The sequence below is a fragment of the Klebsiella sp. Lac1 genome, assembly GCF_009825425.1.
In the GTDB taxonomy this organism is placed as follows: Bacteria; Pseudomonadota; Gammaproteobacteria; order Enterobacterales; family Enterobacteriaceae; genus Klebsiella; species Klebsiella electrica.
In genome coordinates this window covers 858072-875461 of record NZ_VJZJ01000001.1, presented here as the reverse complement: position 1 = coordinate 875461, position 17390 = coordinate 858072, and the positions used below count along the sequence as shown (strand labels likewise).

The window sequence follows — 17390 nt, the reverse complement described above, 5'->3', positions numbered from 1 at the left end:
ATGGCAGACATCTTCCGCACCAATAAACCGCTGGCGGTCAGCCCGATCAAAACCGGCCAGCCGCTCGGCGCGATCCTCGCAAGCCTCGGGATCGCCCACAGTATCCCCCTGGTCCACGGCGCCCAGGGTTGTAGCGCCTTCGCCAAAGTCTTTTTTATTCAACATTTCCACGACCCGGTTCCCCTGCAGTCGACGGCGATGGACCCCACCTCGACGATTATGGGCGCGGATGGCAATATTTTTACCGCCCTGGATACCCTGTGCCAGCGCATTAATCCGCAGGCTATCGTACTGCTCAGCACCGGGCTGTCTGAAGCCCAGGGCAGCGATCTCTCCCGCGTGGTTCGCCAGTTTCGCGAAGAGTATCCCCGCCACAAGGGGGTGGCGATATTGACGGTTAACACCCCGGATTTTTATGGCTCCATGGAAAACGGCTTCAGCGCGGTGCTGGAGAGCATTATTGAACAATGGGTGGCGCCAGCGCCGCGCCCCGCTGCGCGTAACCGCCGGGTCAACCTGCTGGTCAGTCACCTCTGCTCGCCGGGCGATATCGAATGGCTGCGCCGCTGCGTTGAAGCCTTTGGCCTGCAGCCGATAATTCTGCCGGACCTGGCGCAATCGATGGATGGGCACCTGGCGGCGGGGGATTTTTCGCCGCTGACCCAGGGCGGAACGCCGCTGCGCCAGATAGAGCAAATGGGGCAAAGTCTGTGCAGCGTCGCCATTGGCGTCTCTGTGCATCGCGCGTCGACGCTGCTGGCCCAGCGCTGCCGGGGGGAGGTTATTTCCCTGCCGCATCTGATGACCCTCGAACGCTGCGACACTTTTATCCATCAGCTGGCGAAAATTTCCGGTCGCGGCGTTCCCGAGTGGCTGGAACGCCAGCGCGGCCAGCTGCAGGATGCGATGATCGATTGCCATATGTGGCTCCAGGGCCGGCGCATGGCGATAGCAGCGGAAGGTGATCTGTTGGCGGCGTGGTGTGATTTCGCCAATAGCCAGGGGATGCAACCCGGCCCGCTGGTCGCTCCCACCAGCCACCCCAGCCTGCGCCAGCTGCCGGTCGAACGCGTGGTGCCTGGGGATCTGGAGGATCTGCAAACCCTGCTGTGCGCCCATCCCGCCGACCTGCTGGTGGCCAACTCGCACGCCTGCGACCTGGCGGAGCAGTTCGCGCTGCCGCTGGTGCGCGCGGGGTTTCCTGTCTTTGACAAGCTCGGCGAATTTCGCCGGGTACGCCAGGGGTATTGCGGAATGCGCGATACGCTGTTTGAGCTGGCGAATCTGCTGCGCGAGCGCCATCACCACCTCGCCCGCTACCGATCGCCGCTGCGCCAGAGCACAGAATCGTCACTCTCCACAGGAGGCGCATATGCCGCCGATTAACCGTCAGTTTGAGATGGTCCATTCCGATGACTGGTCTATGAAGGTCGCCTTCGCCAGTTCCGATTATCGTCATGTCGATCAGCATTTTGGCGCCACGCCGCGGCTGGTGGTGTACGGCGTCAGGGCAGATCGGGTCACGCTGATCCGGGTGGTGGATTTCTCGGTCGAAAACGGCCATCAGGCGGAGAAAATAGCCCGGAGGATCCACGCCCTTGAGGATTGCGTCACGCTGTTTTGCGTGGCGATCGGCGAGGCGGTTTTTCGCCAGCTGTTGCAGGTCGGCGTGCGTGCCGAACGCGTCCCGGCCGACACCACCATCGTCGGCTTACTGCAGGAGATCCAGCTCTACTGGTACGACAAAGAGCAGCGTAAAAGCACACGTCAGCGCGACCCGGATCGCTTTGCCCGTCTGCTTCAGGAACAGGAGTGGCATGAGGATCTGGATTCGCGGCATTAGTCGTGTCGTTTCTGTGACAAAGCCCACAAAACATCGCGACACTGTCGGGCGAGTCTTGTCAGGTTAAAAACATAACCAATTGAAAATAATTAATTTTACCCCCTGGTATTGCATTTGCTAGTTCATCATTACCGCCGCACTCCTGCGGTGAACCGCGCCCCGGCGTTTTCCGTCATCATCCCTGGAGCTGACAGCATGTGGAATTACTCCGAGAAAGTGAAAGACCATTTCTTTAATCCCCGCAACGCGCGCGTGGTGGACAACGCCAACGCGGTAGGCGATGTGGGTTCGTTAAGCTGCGGCGATGCGCTGCGCCTGATGCTGCGGGTTGACCCGCAAAGCGAAGTCATCGAGGAAGCGGGCTTCCAGACCTTCGGCTGCGGCAGCGCCATCGCCTCCTCTTCCGCGCTGACGGAGCTGATTATCGGCCATACCCTGACCGAAGCCGGGCAGATAACTAACCAACAGATTGCCGACTATCTTGACGGACTGCCGCCGGAGAAGATGCACTGCTCGGTGATGGGCCAGGAGGCTCTGCGCGCGGCGATCGCTAACTTTCGCGGCGAAAGCCTTGAGGAAGAACATGACGAAGGCAAGCTTATCTGCAAATGCTTCGGCGTCGATGAAGGGCATATTCGCCGCGCGGTACTGAATAACGGCCTGACCACCCTTACAGAGGTGATCAACTACACCAAAGCGGGCGGCGGCTGTACCTCCTGCCATGAAAAAATCGAGCTGGCACTGGCGGAGATCCTCGCCCAGCAGCCGCAGACGCCGCCTGCCGCGGCCAGCGGCAAAGATCCGCACTGGCAGAGCGTCGTCGAGACCATCGCTGAACTGCGCCCGCATATTCAGGCCGACGGCGGCGATATGTCGCTGCTCAGCGTCGCCAACCACCAGGTGACCGTCAGTCTCTCCGGCAGCTGTAGCGGCTGCATGATGACCGATATGACCCTGGCCTGGCTGCAGCAAAAACTGATGGAACGTACCGGCTGTTATATGGAAGTGGTGGCGGCCTGAGCCGCGGTTAACTGACCCAAGGGGGACAAGATGAAACAGGTTTATCTCGATAATAACGCCACCACCCGTCTGGACCCGATGGTTCTGGAAGCGATGATGCCCTTTTTGACCGATTTTTACGGCAACCCCTCGTCGATACATGATTTCGGCATTCCGGCCCAGGCGGCGCTGGAGCGCGCGCATCAGCAGGCAGCGGCGTTGCTGGGCGCGGAGTATCCCAGCGAGATAATCTTTACCTCCTGCGCCACCGAAGCCTCCGCCACCGCCATCGCCTCGGCAATCGCCCTGCTGCCGGAACGGCGCGAAATTATCACCAGCGCGGTCGAACATCCGGCGACGCTGGCGGCCTGCGAGCACCTCGAGCGCCAGGGCTATCTGATTCATCGCATCGCGGTGGATAGCGCGGGGGCGCTGGACATGGCGCAGTACCGCGCGGCGCTCGGCCCGCGCGTCGCGCTGGTCAGCGTCATGTGGGCGAATAACGAAACCGGGGTGCTTTTCCCGGTCGTCGAAATGGCGGAGCTGGCCCACGAACAAGGTGCGCTGTTTCACTGCGATGCGGTGCAGGCGGCGGGGAAAATACCGATTGCGGTGGGCCAGACCGGCATCGATATGCTCTCCTGCTCGGCGCATAAGTTCCACGGGCCGAAAGGAGTCGGCTGCCTCTATCTACGGCGGGGAACGCGCTTTCGCCCGCTGCTGCGCGGCGGTCATCAGGAGTACGGTCGGCGGGCCGGGACGGAAAATATCAGCGGAATCGTGGGTATGGGCGCGGCCTGCGAGCTGGCGAGTCTTCACCTGCCGGGCATGACGCATATCGGCCAGCTACGCGATAGCCTCGAGCAGCGCCTGCTGGCCAGCGTGCCGTCGGTGATGGTGATGGGCGGTAGCCAACCGCGGGTGCCCGGCACGGTGAATCTGGCCTTTGAGTTTATTGAAGGCGAAGCCATTCTCCTGCTGCTCAACCAGGCCGGGATCGCCGCCTCCAGCGGCAGCGCCTGTACGTCAGGTTCGCTGGAACCCTCCCACGTCATGCGGGCGATGAATATCCCCTATACCGCGGCCCACGGCACCATCCGTTTTTCCCTCTCGCGCTACACCCGTGAGAAAGAGATCGATTATGTCGTCACCATGCTGCCGCCGATTATTGACCGGCTGCGCGCGCTGTCGCCCTACTGGCACAACGGCAAACCGCGCCCGGCGGATGCCGTCTTCGCGCCGGTTTACGGCTAAGGCGGAGGTGGCTGATGGGACGCGTGTTGATTAACGATACCACCCTGCGCGACGGCGAGCAGAGCCCCGGCGTCGCCTTTCGCACCAGTGAAAAGGTCGCCATTGCCGAGGCGCTTTATGCCGCCGGAATTACGGCGCTGGAAGTCGGCACCCCGGCGATGGGCGATGAGGAGATCGCGCGGATCCAACTGGTACGCCGCCAGCTGCCTGGCGCGACGCTGATGACCTGGTGTCGGATGAACGCGCAGGAAATCCGCCAGAGCGCCGATCTGGGCATCGACTGGGTGGATATCTCGATTCCGGCGTCGGATAAGCTGCGCCAGTACAAACTGCGTGAACCGTTAGCGGTTCTGCTGGAGCGGCTGGCAGTATTTATCCACCTGGCGCATAGCCTCGGCCTGAAGGTATGCATCGGCTGCGAGGATGCTTCGCGGGCCAGCGGGCAGACTCTGCGCGATATCGCCAGGGTAGCGCAGCAATGCGGTGCAGCTCGCCTGCGCTATGCCGATACGCTCGGCATACTCGATCCTTTCACCACCGCGACGCAAATCTCGGCCCTGCGTGAAGTCTGGGGCGCAGAAATCGAGATGCATGCCCATAACGATCTGGGCATGGCGACCGCCAATACGCTGGCGGCGGTCAGCGCCGGAGCCACCAGCGTCAATACCACGATCCTCGGCCTCGGCGAACGGGCGGGCAACGCGGCGCTGGAAACCGTCGCGCTGGGCCTTGAGCGCTGCCTCGGACTGGAGACCGGCGTGCAGTTTGCCGCGCTGCCCGCGCTTTGTCAGAAGGTCGCGGAAGCCGCACAGCGCGCCATTGACCCACAGCAGCCGCTGGTCGGCGAGCTGGTTTTTACCCATGAATCAGGGGTCCATGTGGCGGCGCTACTGCGCGATAGCGAGAGCTACCAGTCCATCGCCCCTTCCCTGATGGGGCGTAGCTATCGGCTGGTGCTGGGCAAACACTCAGGACGTCAGGCGGTCAACGGCGTTTTTGACCAGATGGGCTATCATCTCAACGCCGCGCAGATTAACCAGCTGCTGCCCGCCATCCGCCGCTTCGCCGAGAACTGGAAGCGCAGTCCGAAAGATTACGAGCTGGTGGCTATCTACGACGAGCTGTGCGCTGAATCCGCCCTGCGGGCGAGGGGGTAATGATGGAGTGGTTTTATCACATTCCCGGCGTGGAGGAACTTCACTGCGCCGAATCTTTTTTTCAGTTTTTCGCCGTCCCCTATCAGCCCGATCTGCTTGGCCGCTGCAGCCTGCCGGTGCTGGCAACGTTTCACCGCAAACTGCGCGCTGCGGTACCGCTGCAAAACCAACTGGAAGAAAACGCCCGCGCCCCCTGGCTGCTGGCGCGAAGACTGCTCGCGGAGAGCTATCAGCAACAGTTTCAGGAGAGCGGAACATGAGACCTAAATTCACCTTTAGTGAAGAGGTTCGCGTGGTACGCGCGATTCGTAACGACGGTACCGTCGCGGGCTTCGCACCCGGCGCGCTGCTGGTCAGGCGCGGTAGCCGCGGATTTGTCCGCGACTGGGGCGTTTTTTTGCAGGATCAGATTATCTATCAAATTCACTTCCCGGAGAGCGATCGGATCATCGGCTGCCGCGAACAGGAGCTGATCCCCATCGCTCAGCCGTGGCTGGCCGGGAACTTGCAATATGGCGATAGCGTCACCTGCCTGATGGCGCTCTCGGTCAACGGCGATGTGGTCGTGACCGCAGGCCAGCGGGGACGCATTGAGGCTACCGATCGGGGTGAGTCCGGCGACTGCTACACCGTCGATTTTAGCGGCCGCTGGTTCAGAGTCCCGGCACAGGCCATCGCCCTTACAGAGGAGAGAGAACAGTGAACGCATGGCAACGTTTTGGTCGGCAACGGCTGGCGCGCACGCGCTGGGACAGCGATCCGGCAACATTGAATGCTGCCGATACGCTGGCCTTTGAGCAGGCCTGGCAACGCCAGTGCCAGATGGAGCAGACGATAGTCGCGCGGGTTCCGGAAGGCGCTGTTCCGCCGACGTTAAGGGATAACATCGCCGCCTCCCTTGCCGTCTGGCTTGCTGAAGGTAACTTTACGCCGCCAGAACGCGCGGCTATCGTGCTGCATCACGCCCGGCTGGAAATCGCCTTTGCCGATATCGCCCGTCAGGCGCCGCAGCCGGATCTCGCCACGGTCCAGGCCTGGTATTTGCGCCACCAGACGCAGTTTATGCGCCCGGAACAGCGTCTGACCCGCCATCTGCTGCTGACCGTCGAGAATGACCGTGAAGCCGTTCATCAGAAAATCCTCGGCCTCTATCAGCAAATTAACGCCTCCCGGGACGCTTTCGCCCCGCTAGCCCGCCGCCATTCTCAGTGTCCGAGCGCCCTGGAAGACGGGCGTTTAGGCTGGATTAGCCGGGGTTTACTCTATCCGCAGCTCGAGAGTGCGCTGTTTGCGCTGGCGGAAAACGCGCTGAGTCCGCCCGTCGCCAGCGAACTGGGCTGGCATCTTTTATGGTGTGAAGCGATTCGCCCCGCCACGCCGATGGCGCAGCAGCAGGCGCTGGAGAGCGCGCGCGATTATCTTTGGCAGCAGAGCCAGCAGCGCCGCCAGCGCCAGTGGCTGGAACAGATGATTTCCCGTCAACCGGGACTGTGCGGGTAGCCTCGGCGGCTACCCGTTAACGCCTACAGCACGGTGCGTTTAATCTCCTCAAGCCAGCTCGCCAGCCGCGCTTCGGTCTGGTCGAACTGGTTATCCTGATCCAGTGCCAGCCCAACGAAGCGTTCCCCTTCCAGCGCCAAAGAGGCGCTGAATTCATAACCCTCATTCGGCCAGCTGCCAATCATCTGCGCGCCGCGTGCGCGCAGGGCGTCGTAGAGCGGGCGCATGCCGCTGACGAAGTTGTCCGGATAGCCTCTCTGATCGCCGAGGCCGAACAGCGCCACGGTTTTCCCTTTCAGGCTGGCGTCGTCGAGGCCGCTGATAAATTCGCTCCATGATTCGCTTTCGCATCCGGCCTCCAGCCCCGGCAGTTGGCCGTCGCCGAGCGTCGGCGTGCCCAGCAGCAGCACCGGATAGGCCATAAAGTCGTCCAGCGTCGTGCGGTTAATGTTGACCGGGGCATCCGCCAACTCGCCGAGCTGCTTGTGGATCATTTTCGCGATTTTGCGGGTTTTACCGGTATCGGTGCCAAAGAAAATACCAATGTTCGCCATGTTGCGCTCCTGTCGGAAAAGGGGGTTGAAAATACGCGTTCTCGCAGGGGTATTGCGAAGGCTATGCCAGGTTTCACTGCCCTGCGACAGTTCATCCCTGCCCCATCACGATCGCTCCAGCGCCGTTCCGCCGCGCGCGGCGGGCCTGGTAAGCCGGGAAGTATGACGCAAACGCCGCTTTTACCCCTGCCGGATCAATGTTTCTGCCGGTCGCTTCGATAAGGGCGCACGGTTTGCATGGTTATCGGGGTTCGGATAAAACCGCGCGATCCCTGTCGCGGTGTCGGACAAATTGTCATAACTGCGACACAGGAGTTTGCGATGACCCTGAATATGATGCGCGATAACGCCGTGCCGGAGGCGATTGCCGGCGTGCTGACTCAACAACATCCGGGGCTGTTTTTTACGATGGTCGAACAGGCATCGGTGGCGATTTCCCTCACCGATGCCCGGGCGAATATTATTTACGCCAACCCGGCTTTTTGCCGTCAGACCGGCTATTCGCTGGCGCAATTGTTAAACCAAAACCCGCGCCTGCTGGCCAGCAGCCAGACGCCGCGAGCAATCTACCAGGAGATGTGGCACACCCTGCTTCAGCGCCAGCCATGGCGCGGTCAGCTGATTAACCAGCGCCGCGACGGCGGCCTGTATCTGGTGGATATCGACATCACCCCGGTGCTGAATCCGCAGGGCGAGCTGGAACATTATCTGGCGATGCAGCGGGATATTAGCGTCAGCTATACCCTGGAACAGCGGCTGCGCAATCATATGACGCTGATGGAAGCGGTGCTGAATAATATCCCCGCCGCCGTGGTGGTGGTGGATGAGCACGATCGGGTGGTGATGGATAACCTCGCCTACAAAACCTTCTGCGCGGACTGCGGCGGGAAAGAGCTGCTGGTTGAGCTACGGGTTTCCCCGCAGGCGATGGGGCCCGGCGCAGAGCAAATTCTGCCGGTGGTTATCCGCGGCGCGGTCCGCTGGCTGTCAGTGACCTGCTGGGGGTTGCCCGGCGTCAGCGAAGAAGCCAGCCGCTATTTCGTCGACAGCGCCCCGGCGCGAACGCTGGTGGTGATCGCCGACTGCACCCAGCAGCGTCAGCAGCAGGAGCAGGGCCGCCTCGACCGACTGAAACAGCAGATGACCGCCGGAAAGCTGCTGGCCGCCATCCGCGAATCGCTGGACGCCGCGCTGATCCAGCTTAACTGCCCGATCAATATGCTGGCAGCGGCCCGTCGGCTGAACGGTGAAGGCAGCGGCAACGTGGCGCTGGACGCGGCGTGGCGTGAAGGCGAAGAGGCCATGGCGCGCCTGCAGCGCTGCCGCCCCTCCCTCGAGCTGGAAAGCAACGCCGTCTGGCCGCTGCAGCCCTTCTTTGACGACCTGTGCGCCCTATACCGCACCCGCTTTGACCACCGCGCGAAACTGCATATTGATATGGCGTCGCCGCATCTGGTGGGCTTTGGCCAACGCACGCAGCTGCTGGCCTGCTTAAGTTTATGGCTCGACCGCACGCTGGCCCTCGCCGCCGAGCTGCCCTCCGTACCGCTGGAGATAGCGCTTTATGCCGAAGAGGATGAGGGCTGGCTCTCGCTGTATCTCAACGACAATGTGCCGCTGCTACAGGTGCGCTATACCCACTCCCCCGATGCCTTGAACGCTCCCGGCAAAGGGATGGAACTGCGGCTGATCCAAACCCTGGTCGCCTACCATCGCGGCGCGATTGAACTGGCTTCGCGCCCGCAGGGGGGGACCAGCCTCGTCATGCGTTTCCCGCTCTTCAATACCCTGGCCAGAGGTGAGCAATGAGCCATAAATTCGATTCGGATACCACCGTCAGGCGCTTCGATCTCTCCCAGCAATTTACCGCCATGCAGCGGATAAGCGTCATTTTGAGCCGCGCCACCGAAGCGAGTAAAACGCTGCAGGAGGTATTGAGCGTGTTACATAACGACGCGTTTATGCAACACGGGATGATTTGCCTGTACGACAGTCAGCAGGAGATTTTGAGCATCGAAGCACTGCAGCAAACGGAAAATCAGACGCTGCCCGGCAGTACGCAAATTCGCTACCGGCCCGGGGAAGGCCTGGTTGGTACCGTGCTGGCGCAGGGCCAGTCGCTGGTACTACCGCGCGTGGCCGACGATCAGCGGTTTCTCGACCGTCTCAGTCTGTACGATTATGACCTGCCGTTTATTGCCGTACCGCTCATGGGCCCCCATTCCCGGCCTATCGGCGTACTGGCGGCGCAACCGATGGCTCGTCAGGAAGAGCGGCTACCGGCCTGTACCCGGTTTCTCGAAACTGTCGCCAATCTGATAGCCCAGACGATTCGCCTGATGATCCTGCCGGCCTCTGCCTCACAGCAGCCGCAGGCCGCCAGAATTGAGCGGCCGCGCGCCTGTACGCCATCGCGCGGTTTCGGCCTCGAGAATATGGTCGGTAAAAGCCCGGCGATGCGGCAGATTATGGAGATTATTCGTCAGGTTTCGCGCTGGGATACCACGGTACTGGTACGCGGCGAAAGCGGTACCGGGAAAGAGCTTATCGCCAATGCCATTCACCATAATTCACCGCGCGCCGCTGCGGCTTTCGTCAAATTCAACTGCGCGGCGCTGCCGGATACTCTGCTGGAGAGCGAGCTGTTCGGTCATGAGAAAGGCGCGTTTACCGGCGCGGTGCGCCAGCGGAAAGGCCGCTTTGAACTGGCGGATGGCGGGACTCTGTTTCTGGATGAGATCGGCGAAAGCAGCGCCTCGTTTCAGGCTAAGCTGCTGCGAATTCTGCAAGAGGGAGAAATGGAGCGCGTCGGCGGCGATGAAACCCTGCGCGTCAACGTGCGCATCATCGCGGCGACCAATCGCCATCTGGAAGAAGAGGTGCGGCTGGGCCATTTCCGCGAGGATCTTTACTATCGCCTGAACGTGATGCCCATCGCCCTGCCCCCGCTGCGCGAACGTCAGGAGGATATCGCCGAACTGGCGCACTTTCTGGTGCGTAAAATCGCTCAGCACCAGGGGAGAACGCTGCGTATCAGCGATGGGGCCATTCGCCTGTTGATGGAGTACAGCTGGCCGGGCAACGTCCGCGAACTGGAAAACTGCCTTGAGCGTTCGGCGGTGATGTCGGAGAGCGGCCTGATAGACCGTGACGTGATCCTGTTCAACCATCGCGATAATCCGCCGAAAGCGCAACCCATCAGCGGTCCGGCGGAGGACGGCTGGCTCGATAACAGCCTTGACGAGCGCCAGCGGTTGATTGCGGCCCTCGAAAAAGCCGGCTGGGTGCAGGCCAAAGCGGCGCGACTGCTGGGGATGACGCCGCGCCAGGTAGCGTATCGGATTCAGATAATGGATATCACCATGCCGCGACTGTGAGCCTTGTGTGAGGTTGTGAACATTGTCGCCAGCACGGCGGAATTACGACAATTCAGGGCGACGGGTTACTGGTTAAAGATTTTATGTTTCATAGAGTTGCAAAATTCACCGCTGGTATAGCATTTGCAGCAGGAAGGTATCGCCCAACCACGAAGGTACGACTATGACTTCCTGCTCTTCTTTTCCTCGCGGCACAGCCTGCCACTCAGCGGACGATGGCGCACTCACGCCGATCGTTGCCGATAAAGTCGCCGCGCATCCCTGCTACTCTCGTCATGGGCATCACCGTTTTGCACGGATGCATCTGCCGGTCGCGCCCGCCTGCAATTTGCAGTGCAACTACTGTAATCGCAAATTTGATTGCAGCAACGAGTCCCGCCCCGGGGTATCGTCAACGCTGCTGACGCCTGAACAGGCGGTCGTGAAAGTGCGTCAGGTCGCGCAGGCGATCCCGCAGCTTTCGGTGGTGGGCATCGCCGGGCCCGGCGATCCGCTCGCCAACATCACCCGCACCTTTCGCACCCTGGAGCTGATCCGCGAACAGCTACCGGACCTGAAATTATGCCTGTCGACCAACGGACTGATGCTGCCTGACGCGGTAGATCGCCTGCTGGATGTCGGCGTTGACCACGTCACGGTCACCATTAATACCCTCGACGCGGAGATTGCCGCGCAAATCTACGCCTGGCTATGGCTGGACGGCGAACGCTACAGCGGGCGCGAAGCGGGAGAAATCCTGATTGCCCGTCAGCTTGAGGGTGTGCGCAGGCTGACCGCCAAAGGCGTGCTGGTGAAAATAAACTCGGTGCTGATCCCCGGCATTAACGATAGCGGCATGGCCGACGTCAGCCGCGAACTGCGAAGCCGCGGCGCGTTTATCCATAACATTATGCCGCTCATTGCCCGACCGGAGCACGGCACGGTGTTTGGCCTCAACGGCCAGCCGGAGCCGGACGCAGAACTGCTCGCCGCGACCCGCAGCCGGTGCGCAGAGGTGATGCCGCAGATGACCCACTGCCACCAGTGCCGCGCCGATGCCATCGGAATGCTCGGCGAAGACCGCAGCCAGCAGTTTACCCAGCTTCCGGCGCCAGAGAGCCTCCCGGCCTGGCTGCCGATCCTCCACCAGCGCGCGCAGCTGCACGCCAGCATTGCGACCCGCGGCGAATCGGAAGCCGATGACGCCTGCCTGGTCGCCGTGGCGTCAAGCCGCGGGGATGTGATTGATTGTCACTTTGGCCACGCCGACCGGTTCTCTATTTACAGCCTGTCGGCCGCCGGCATGGTGCTGGTCAACGAACGGTTTACGCCGAAATATTGCCAGGGGCGCGATGACTGCGAACCGCAGGATAACGATGCCAGATTTGCGGCGATCCTCGACCTGCTGGCGGACGTGAAAGCCGTATTTTGCGTGCGTATCGGCCACACGCCGTGGCAAAAGCTGGAACAGCAAGGCATTGAGCCGTGCGTTGACGGGGCATGGCGGCCGGTCTCCGAGGTGTTGCCCGACTGGTGGCAACAGCGCCGCGGGAGCTGGCCTGCCGCGTTGCCGCACAAGGGGGTCGCCTGATGGCACCGCGCGACTGGCTAAGACGCCTGTGGCTACTGTATCACGCGGGCAAAGGCAGTTTTCCGCTGCGCATGGGGCTGAGTGCGCACGACTGGCAGGCGCTGAGGCGACGGTTGGGCGAGGAGGAAACGCCGCTGGATGGCGAGGTGCTACTCCGCCGTCGCCTGATGGCGGAACTGAATGCCACCCGCGAAGAGGAACGTCAGCAGTTGAGCGCATGGCTGGCGGACTGGATGCAGCAGGGAGCCGGACCGATGGCGCAGATTATCGCCGAGGTTTCGCTGGCGTTTAACCATCTCTGGCAGGACCTTGGCCTGGCGTCGCGCGCCGAATTGCGCCTGCTGATGAGCGACTGTTTTCCGCAGCTGGTGGTGATGAACGAACACAATATGCGCTGGAAAAAGTTCTTTTATCGTCAACGCTGTCTGCTGCAGCAAGGAGAAGTTACCTGCCGCTCGCCAAGCTGTGACGAGTGTTGGGAGCGCAGCGCTTGTTTTGAGTGACGGATATGTTCAGGCCGTTCAAACTGGTTTGTTCAAGATATGCGGTTTTCATCAGGGGAATCGACCAGGCGTTGCAGGGTGTGGAGAGGCAGCCCAACGGGTTTTACCCAGTCAGACCTGTCAGCGATAGCCCGGCGATGGGTGAGTGAATCCCCGCTGCCACCGGCATGAACGCTTTGGCTGAAAGATGTATGGATTCGGTGTCGTGTCCTCCTGTTGATTGACTCCGCCTGCGGCGCAGCCGGTCACCACTCAGCAAGCGCGGAACGAAAAAAAACCCGCAGAGATAGGGCGGGTTGATTCAAATACAAATCCATTGCGTGCAAATAACATCACAATAACCGGGCGTTATTTTATGACGTCCATCACAAAAACGTCACCCCCCAGTTCGGGGGGGAACTCTGCTCGCGTTGTTCATCCCGCGCGCTACGAAGTTATGCCCGTTGTTCCGCATGGGGCTGAATCTCAGGGCGGATCCGGAACCAGATCGCATACATCGCCGGCAAGAAGACCAGCGTCATGATGGTGCCTCCTAACGTTCCGCCAATCAGCGTATAGGCAAGGGTTCCCCAGAACACCGAATGGGTCAGGGGAATAAACGCCAGCACCGCGGCCATTGCCGTCAGGAGTACGGGTCTTGCCCGCTGTACCGTAGCTTCTATCACCGCATGATACGGATCGAGACCTTCCCGCTCGTTATGATGGATTTGGCCGATAAGAATCAGCGTATTACGCATAAGGATGCCCGAAAGCGCGATCAGACCGACAAGAGCATTGATGCCAAACGGCTGATTGAACAGCAGCAGCGCAGGAACCACGCCGATCAGCCCGAGCGGAGCGGTAAGAAACACCATCACCATGGCCGACATGGAACGTACCTGCAAAATGATGATCAGCAGCGTCAGGGCGACCATTATGGGGAACAACGGCATCATCGCCTGAGTGGCTTTGCCCGACTCCTCAATCGAGCCCGCCATGTCGATGCGGTATCCGGGCGGGAGCGAATCCACAATCGGCTGAAGCTGCTTCATGATGGCGGCGGAAACGTCCGGCGGCTGAAGATTATCGGCAATGTCGCCCCGCACGGTAATGGTGGGCGTGCGATCGCGACGGCGCAGCAACGGGTCTTCCATTGTGACCTCAACCTCCCCGATTTGAGCCAGAGGAATGCGCTGTCCGGCATTGCCTGCCAGGGTCAAACCCGCAATTTTCTCCGGATCCAGACGGATATCGCCCGCGGCGCGCCCCATCACCTGAACCGAACGAATATCTTCCCGTACCGAGGTCACGGGAATACCCGATAACAGGAACTGGAGCTGCTGGGCCACGGCATTGGAGGTTAAACCGGTTGCCTGCAGACGGTCCTGATCGAGGGTGAAATGTAAGACCGGGACCTTCGACCCCCAGTCGGTGTTGACGGTCCTCATCATCGGGCTTGCCTGCAGCACGGCCTTAACCTTATCGGCGATATCGCGCAATTTATCGCTATCGGGCCCCATCACTCGCCATGCCACCGGGAACGGTGAATAGGGGCCAAACACCAGTTGCGTCACGCGCACGCGCGCTTCAGGCGCCAGCCCGTTGGCCACGGCTTCCCGCAGTCGGAGTTTGAGCGCATCGCGTGATTGCTGACTGTCCGTCAACACCACTATCTTTGCAAACGACGGGTCGGGTAGCTCGGGCGCCATCGCCAGATAAAAACGCGGCGAGCCCTGGCCAATATAGGCGGTAACCATTTTCGCTTCCGGCTGTTTTTGCAAAAACGCCTCTATTTTGGCCGCTGCGGCGCTGGTCTGGCCAATAGAGGTACCGTAGGGCATCTGCACTTCGACCAGAACTTCCGGCCGGTCAGAGGTGGGGAAAAATTGTTTTTTCACCAGCCCCATTCCGAGGATGGCCAGAACGAAAATAGCGACGACGGAACCGGCCACGCCCCATTTCCTTGCGATAACGCGGGCCAGCATACGGCGGAAGCGGTTGTAGCGCGGCGTGTCATAGATGGTGCTATGGCCGCCTTCCACTTTGGCAATATCCGCCAGCATCTTCACCCCCAGATACGGCGTGAAAACAACGGCAACCAGCCACGAGGCGATCAGGGCGAGGCCGACAATCCAGAACATATTGCTGGTGTATTCCCCGGCGGTGGACTGGGCAAAGCCATTAGGCATAAAGCCAATGGCCGTCACCAGCGTTCCGGCCAGCATCGGCGCGGCAGTATGGCTCCAGGCGTAGGCCGAAGCGTTAATTCTGTCGTAGCCCTCCTCCATTTTCACCACCATCATTTCGATGGCGATAATGGCGTCATCGACCAGCAGCCCCAGCGCCAGAATGAGCGAGCCGAGGGTGACGCGGTCAAAGTTGATCCCGGCGGCTTCCATCACCACAAAAACAATCGCCAGCGTCAGGGGGACCGCCGCCGCAACCACGACGCCCACGCGCCAGCCCATGCTGACAAAACAGACCATCATCACAACCAGCAGGGCGGCGAAGAACTTGATCATGAATTCGTCGACCGACGCGCTGATATTCACCGCCTGATCGGTGACTTTCGTCAGGGTCATCCCCAGCGGCATACTGGCATTGATTTTTGCCGCTTCGCCATCCAGCGCTTTCCCTAACGCCAGGCCATTCCAGCCTTCGCGCATGACAATCCCCAGCAGCAGCGCCGGCTGATCCTGGTTACGAATCTGCAAAGTGGGAGGGTCTTCGTAACCTCGCTCAACCGTTGCCACATCGGACAACTTGAGCGTCTTACCCTGAGCGATCAATGGCGTATCGCGGATCTTCTGCAATTCATCGAAAGCGCCATCGAGGCGGATAAAAATTTGCGCGCCGCGAGTCTCAATGGAACCCGCCGGGGTTAAGGTGTTCTGGCTGTTCAGCGCATTGAAAATATCCTGCGCAGAGAGCCCCAGCGTCGCCAGACGCTGATGCGAGAAGGAGATATAAATCCGTTCAGCCTGCTCGCCGATAATATTCACTTTCTTCACGCCAGGGACGTGCAGAAACTGCTGGCGTAATCGTTCGGCATCACGAACTAACAGACGCTGCGGCTCTCCTTTCGCTTTCAGCGCAAAGAGCGCGAAGGTCACGTCGGAGAATTCATCGTTGATCATCGGCCCCAGCACGCCGGCGGGGAGATTTTTGGCTTCATCGCCCAGCTTTTTTCGCGCCTGATAGAACTCTTCCTGCACCTGAGACGGCGGCGTGCTGTCCTGTAATGACAGCGTGATAAACGCCATGCCGGGGCGGGTATAGGTTTCCGTGCGGTCATACCACTTGAGCTCCTGCAGGCGTTTTTCCAGCGGCTCGGCAACCTGATCCTGGATTTCCTGCGCCGTCGCTCCGGGCCAGACGCTGATAATGGTCATCTGCTTGACCGTAAAGGGCGGATCTTCCGCTCGCCCGAGACCAAAAAACGCGTAAATACCGGCAATCGTCAGCAGAATAATCAAAAACAGGGTGATCGAGCGCTCGCGTACCGCCAGCGCTGACAGATTGAAGCGTTTTTCGCTCATGGTTTGCTCCCGGCCTGAACAGCATCGTGTTGTTCAGCCAGGCGGACGGCTTCGCCTTCGTGCAGCAGATGTGCCCCTAACGCCACAATCTGCTCGCCCGGCTGCACATCGCCGGTCACCTGCACCGCTTCCTCACCCACGCTAAGCACCTTGACGGGCTGCCAGACGACCGTTGTCGGCGGCGCGGTAATTCGCCAGATGCCGGGCCCTTTGCCCGCATCGTAAAGCGCAGCCAGCGGCACCTGCATCACCGGGCGTTCCTCGCTATTTTTTGGGATTTGCAGCGTCACGGTGGCTCCCAGCGGGGCGTTCGCCAGAGGGCCCTCCAGCACATATCGCGCCTCGAATGTGCGGGTCGCCGCATCGGCCGAATCGGACAGCAGCCGCAGCCTGGCGACGACAGGCTGTGTTTCGTTGCCATAGCGCGTGGCCTGCGCTTCGCTACCGATGGCGGGACGCAACGTTTCCGGCAGTTGCACCAGCGCTTCGCGCTGCCCCGCTCTCGCCAGCCGGATCACCGCCTGCCCGGCGCTGACCACCTGGCCGGGTTCGCCGAGCGTCTCCATTACCACGCCGTCGGAATCGGCCAGCAGTACAGCATAGCCCGTCGCGTTTTGCGCCACGTTTGCCTGAGCCTGGGCGGCGCTGAGATCCGCTGTAGCAGAATCGGCCGTCGCTTTAATCTGGTCATACTCAGCTGCGGAGACGGCGCCGGAGGCAACGAGGCCGCGATAGCGTGCCTCATCGCTGGTGGCTTTTCTTGCGCGCGCCCTGGCGGCATCAACGGCCTGGCGCTGAGCCAGTGCCTGCAGCTTCAGGTCGGCAGGGTCCAGCCGCATCAGCGGCTGACCGCGTTTAACGGTCTGGCCGGTATCAACAACGCGTTCGAGGATCTTACCCTGCACCCTGAAACCAAGATCGCTTTGCGTTCTTGCGACGACCACGCCGGTAAAGGTACGAGAAGTCTTGTTTGCAAGTTCTACGGCCGCGACTCTGACGAGCGGCGGCCGCGTGCGCGGATCGTCATTCGCGGAATTGTCGCCGCAGGCCCCCAGGATGAACGGCAGGAGGCAAACGGCAAAACGGGCTGAATTAAGCCTGAGCATGGGAACCTT

General features: G+C 60.9%; 15 protein-coding genes. 12 read left to right on the top strand and 3 right to left on the bottom strand.

Going from position 1 to position 17390, the window contains the following annotated elements; all coding sequences use genetic code 11:
* From nifN to nifM, 8 genes are all read left to right on the top strand, one after another.
* Window positions 1–1386: a nitrogenase iron-molybdenum cofactor biosynthesis protein NifN gene (nifN, locus tag FNY10_RS04150; protein ID WP_160703923.1), complete on the top strand. Its 1386-nt coding sequence runs from the start codon at window positions 1–3 to the stop codon at window positions 1384–1386.
* Window positions 1373–1843, top strand: a complete 471-nt coding sequence (locus FNY10_RS04145; RefSeq protein WP_141964971.1) for a NifB/NifX family molybdenum-iron cluster-binding protein — start codon at window positions 1373–1375, stop codon at window positions 1841–1843. Before nifN ends, FNY10_RS04145 begins: the two co-directional genes overlap by 14 nt.
* Before the next feature lie 195 nt (window positions 1844–2038).
* The gene (gene nifU / locus FNY10_RS04140) at window positions 2039–2863 is read left to right on the top strand and encodes a Fe-S cluster assembly protein NifU (RefSeq protein WP_141964972.1); all 825 of its coding nucleotides are present in this window, start codon (window positions 2039–2041) and stop codon (window positions 2861–2863) included.
* A gap of 30 nt (window positions 2864–2893) precedes the next feature.
* A complete protein-coding gene (gene nifS, locus FNY10_RS04135; protein ID WP_131048380.1) occupies window positions 2894–4096 on the top strand; it encodes a cysteine desulfurase NifS in 1203 nt (400 codons plus the stop codon).
* 14 nt (window positions 4097–4110) lie between these two features.
* Complete coding sequence (gene nifV, locus FNY10_RS04130; protein WP_160703925.1) at window positions 4111–5253, top strand: homocitrate synthase; 1143 nt, start codon at window positions 4111–4113, stop codon at window positions 5251–5253.
* Window positions 5253–5513 carry a nitrogenase-stabilizing/protective protein NifW gene (locus tag FNY10_RS04125; protein WP_131048378.1) on the top strand — a complete coding sequence of 87 codons (261 nt, stop codon included), beginning with the start codon at window positions 5253–5255 and terminating at the stop codon, window positions 5511–5513. The genes nifV and FNY10_RS04125 overlap by 1 nt, the downstream gene beginning before the upstream one ends.
* Window positions 5510–5956 (top strand): nitrogen fixation protein NifZ, encoded by a 447-nt coding sequence (locus FNY10_RS04120; protein WP_131048377.1) that lies wholly within the window; start codon window positions 5510–5512, stop codon window positions 5954–5956. The genes FNY10_RS04125 and FNY10_RS04120 overlap by 4 nt, the downstream gene beginning before the upstream one ends.
* On the top strand, window positions 5953–6753 hold the full coding sequence (nifM, locus tag FNY10_RS04115; RefSeq protein WP_160703927.1) for a nitrogen fixation protein NifM: 801 nt from the start codon (window positions 5953–5955) through the stop codon (window positions 6751–6753). The genes FNY10_RS04120 and nifM overlap by 4 nt, the downstream gene beginning before the upstream one ends.
* A 23-nt stretch (window positions 6754–6776) precedes the next feature.
* Here nifM and FNY10_RS04110 read toward each other — a convergent pair whose 3' ends face one another.
* Window positions 6777–7307 carry a flavodoxin gene (locus FNY10_RS04110; protein ID WP_131048375.1) on the bottom strand — a complete coding sequence of 177 codons (531 nt, stop codon included), beginning with the start codon at window positions 7305–7307 and terminating at the stop codon, window positions 6777–6779.
* A gap of 321 nt (window positions 7308–7628) precedes the next feature.
* On the opposite strand from FNY10_RS04110, the gene nifL reads away from it, so the two are divergent.
* The 4 genes from nifL (at window position 7629) to FNY10_RS04090 (ending at window position 12757) form a co-directional block, all read left to right on the top strand.
* A complete protein-coding gene (nifL, locus tag FNY10_RS04105) occupies window positions 7629–9116 on the top strand; it encodes a nitrogen fixation negative regulator NifL (RefSeq protein WP_160703929.1) in 1488 nt (495 codons plus the stop codon).
* On the top strand, window positions 9113–10684 hold the full coding sequence (nifA, locus tag FNY10_RS04100; protein WP_160703931.1) for a nif-specific transcriptional activator NifA: 1572 nt from the start codon (window positions 9113–9115) through the stop codon (window positions 10682–10684). The genes nifL and nifA overlap by 4 nt, the downstream gene beginning before the upstream one ends.
* Window positions 10685–10847: 163 nt before the next feature.
* The gene (gene nifB, locus FNY10_RS04095) at window positions 10848–12254 is read left to right on the top strand and encodes a nitrogenase cofactor biosynthesis protein NifB (protein WP_160703933.1); all 1407 of its coding nucleotides are present in this window, start codon (window positions 10848–10850) and stop codon (window positions 12252–12254) included.
* Window positions 12254–12757, top strand: a complete 504-nt coding sequence (locus tag FNY10_RS04090; protein WP_160703935.1) for a nitrogen fixation protein NifQ — start codon at window positions 12254–12256, stop codon at window positions 12755–12757. Before nifB ends, FNY10_RS04090 begins: the two co-directional genes overlap by 1 nt.
* Window positions 12758–13191: 434 nt before the next feature.
* Here the strand turns inward: FNY10_RS04090 and FNY10_RS04085 are convergent, their stop codons facing one another.
* Both FNY10_RS04085 and FNY10_RS04080 read right to left on the bottom strand, forming a co-directional pair.
* Window positions 13192–16275, bottom strand: coding sequence for an efflux RND transporter permease subunit (locus FNY10_RS04085; RefSeq protein WP_160703937.1), 3084 nt, complete (start codon window positions 16273–16275; stop codon window positions 13192–13194).
* Window positions 16272–17381 (bottom strand): efflux RND transporter periplasmic adaptor subunit, encoded by a 1110-nt coding sequence (locus FNY10_RS04080; protein ID WP_160703939.1) that lies wholly within the window; start codon window positions 17379–17381, stop codon window positions 16272–16274. The genes FNY10_RS04085 and FNY10_RS04080 overlap by 4 nt, the downstream gene beginning before the upstream one ends.
* Between the last annotated feature and the right edge of the window lie 9 nt (window positions 17382–17390).

Bases quoted from the DNA above. Each gene is read 5' to 3' on its own strand.
- FNY10_RS04085 (WP_160703937.1), bottom strand. From the start codon at position 16,275: ATGAGCGAAAAACGCTTCAATCTGTCAGCGCTGGCGGTACGCGAGCGC.
- nifL (WP_160703929.1), top strand. From the start codon at position 7,629: ATGACCCTGAATATGATGCGCGATAACGCCGTGCCGGAGGCGATTGCC.
- FNY10_RS04090 (WP_160703935.1), top strand. From the start codon at position 12,254: ATGGCACCGCGCGACTGGCTAAGACGCCTGTGGCTACTGTATCACGCG.
- nifV (WP_160703925.1), top strand. From the start codon at position 4,111: ATGGGACGCGTGTTGATTAACGATACCACCCTGCGCGACGGCGAGCAG.
- FNY10_RS04080 (WP_160703939.1), bottom strand. From the start codon at position 17,381: ATGCTCAGGCTTAATTCAGCCCGTTTTGCCGTTTGCCTCCTGCCGTTC.
- FNY10_RS04145 (WP_141964971.1), top strand. From the start codon at position 1,373: ATGCCGCCGATTAACCGTCAGTTTGAGATGGTCCATTCCGATGACTGG.
- FNY10_RS04120 (WP_131048377.1), top strand. From the start codon at position 5,510: ATGAGACCTAAATTCACCTTTAGTGAAGAGGTTCGCGTGGTACGCGCG.
- nifA (WP_160703931.1), top strand. From the start codon at position 9,113: ATGAGCCATAAATTCGATTCGGATACCACCGTCAGGCGCTTCGATCTC.
- FNY10_RS04110 (WP_131048375.1), bottom strand. From the start codon at position 7,307: ATGGCGAACATTGGTATTTTCTTTGGCACCGATACCGGTAAAACCCGC.
- nifU (WP_141964972.1), top strand. From the start codon at position 2,039: ATGTGGAATTACTCCGAGAAAGTGAAAGACCATTTCTTTAATCCCCGC.
- FNY10_RS04125 (WP_131048378.1), top strand. From the start codon at position 5,253: ATGATGGAGTGGTTTTATCACATTCCCGGCGTGGAGGAACTTCACTGC.
- nifS (WP_131048380.1), top strand. From the start codon at position 2,894: ATGAAACAGGTTTATCTCGATAATAACGCCACCACCCGTCTGGACCCG.
- nifN (WP_160703923.1), top strand. From the start codon at position 1: ATGGCAGACATCTTCCGCACCAATAAACCGCTGGCGGTCAGCCCGATC.
- nifB (WP_160703933.1), top strand. From the start codon at position 10,848: ATGACTTCCTGCTCTTCTTTTCCTCGCGGCACAGCCTGCCACTCAGCG.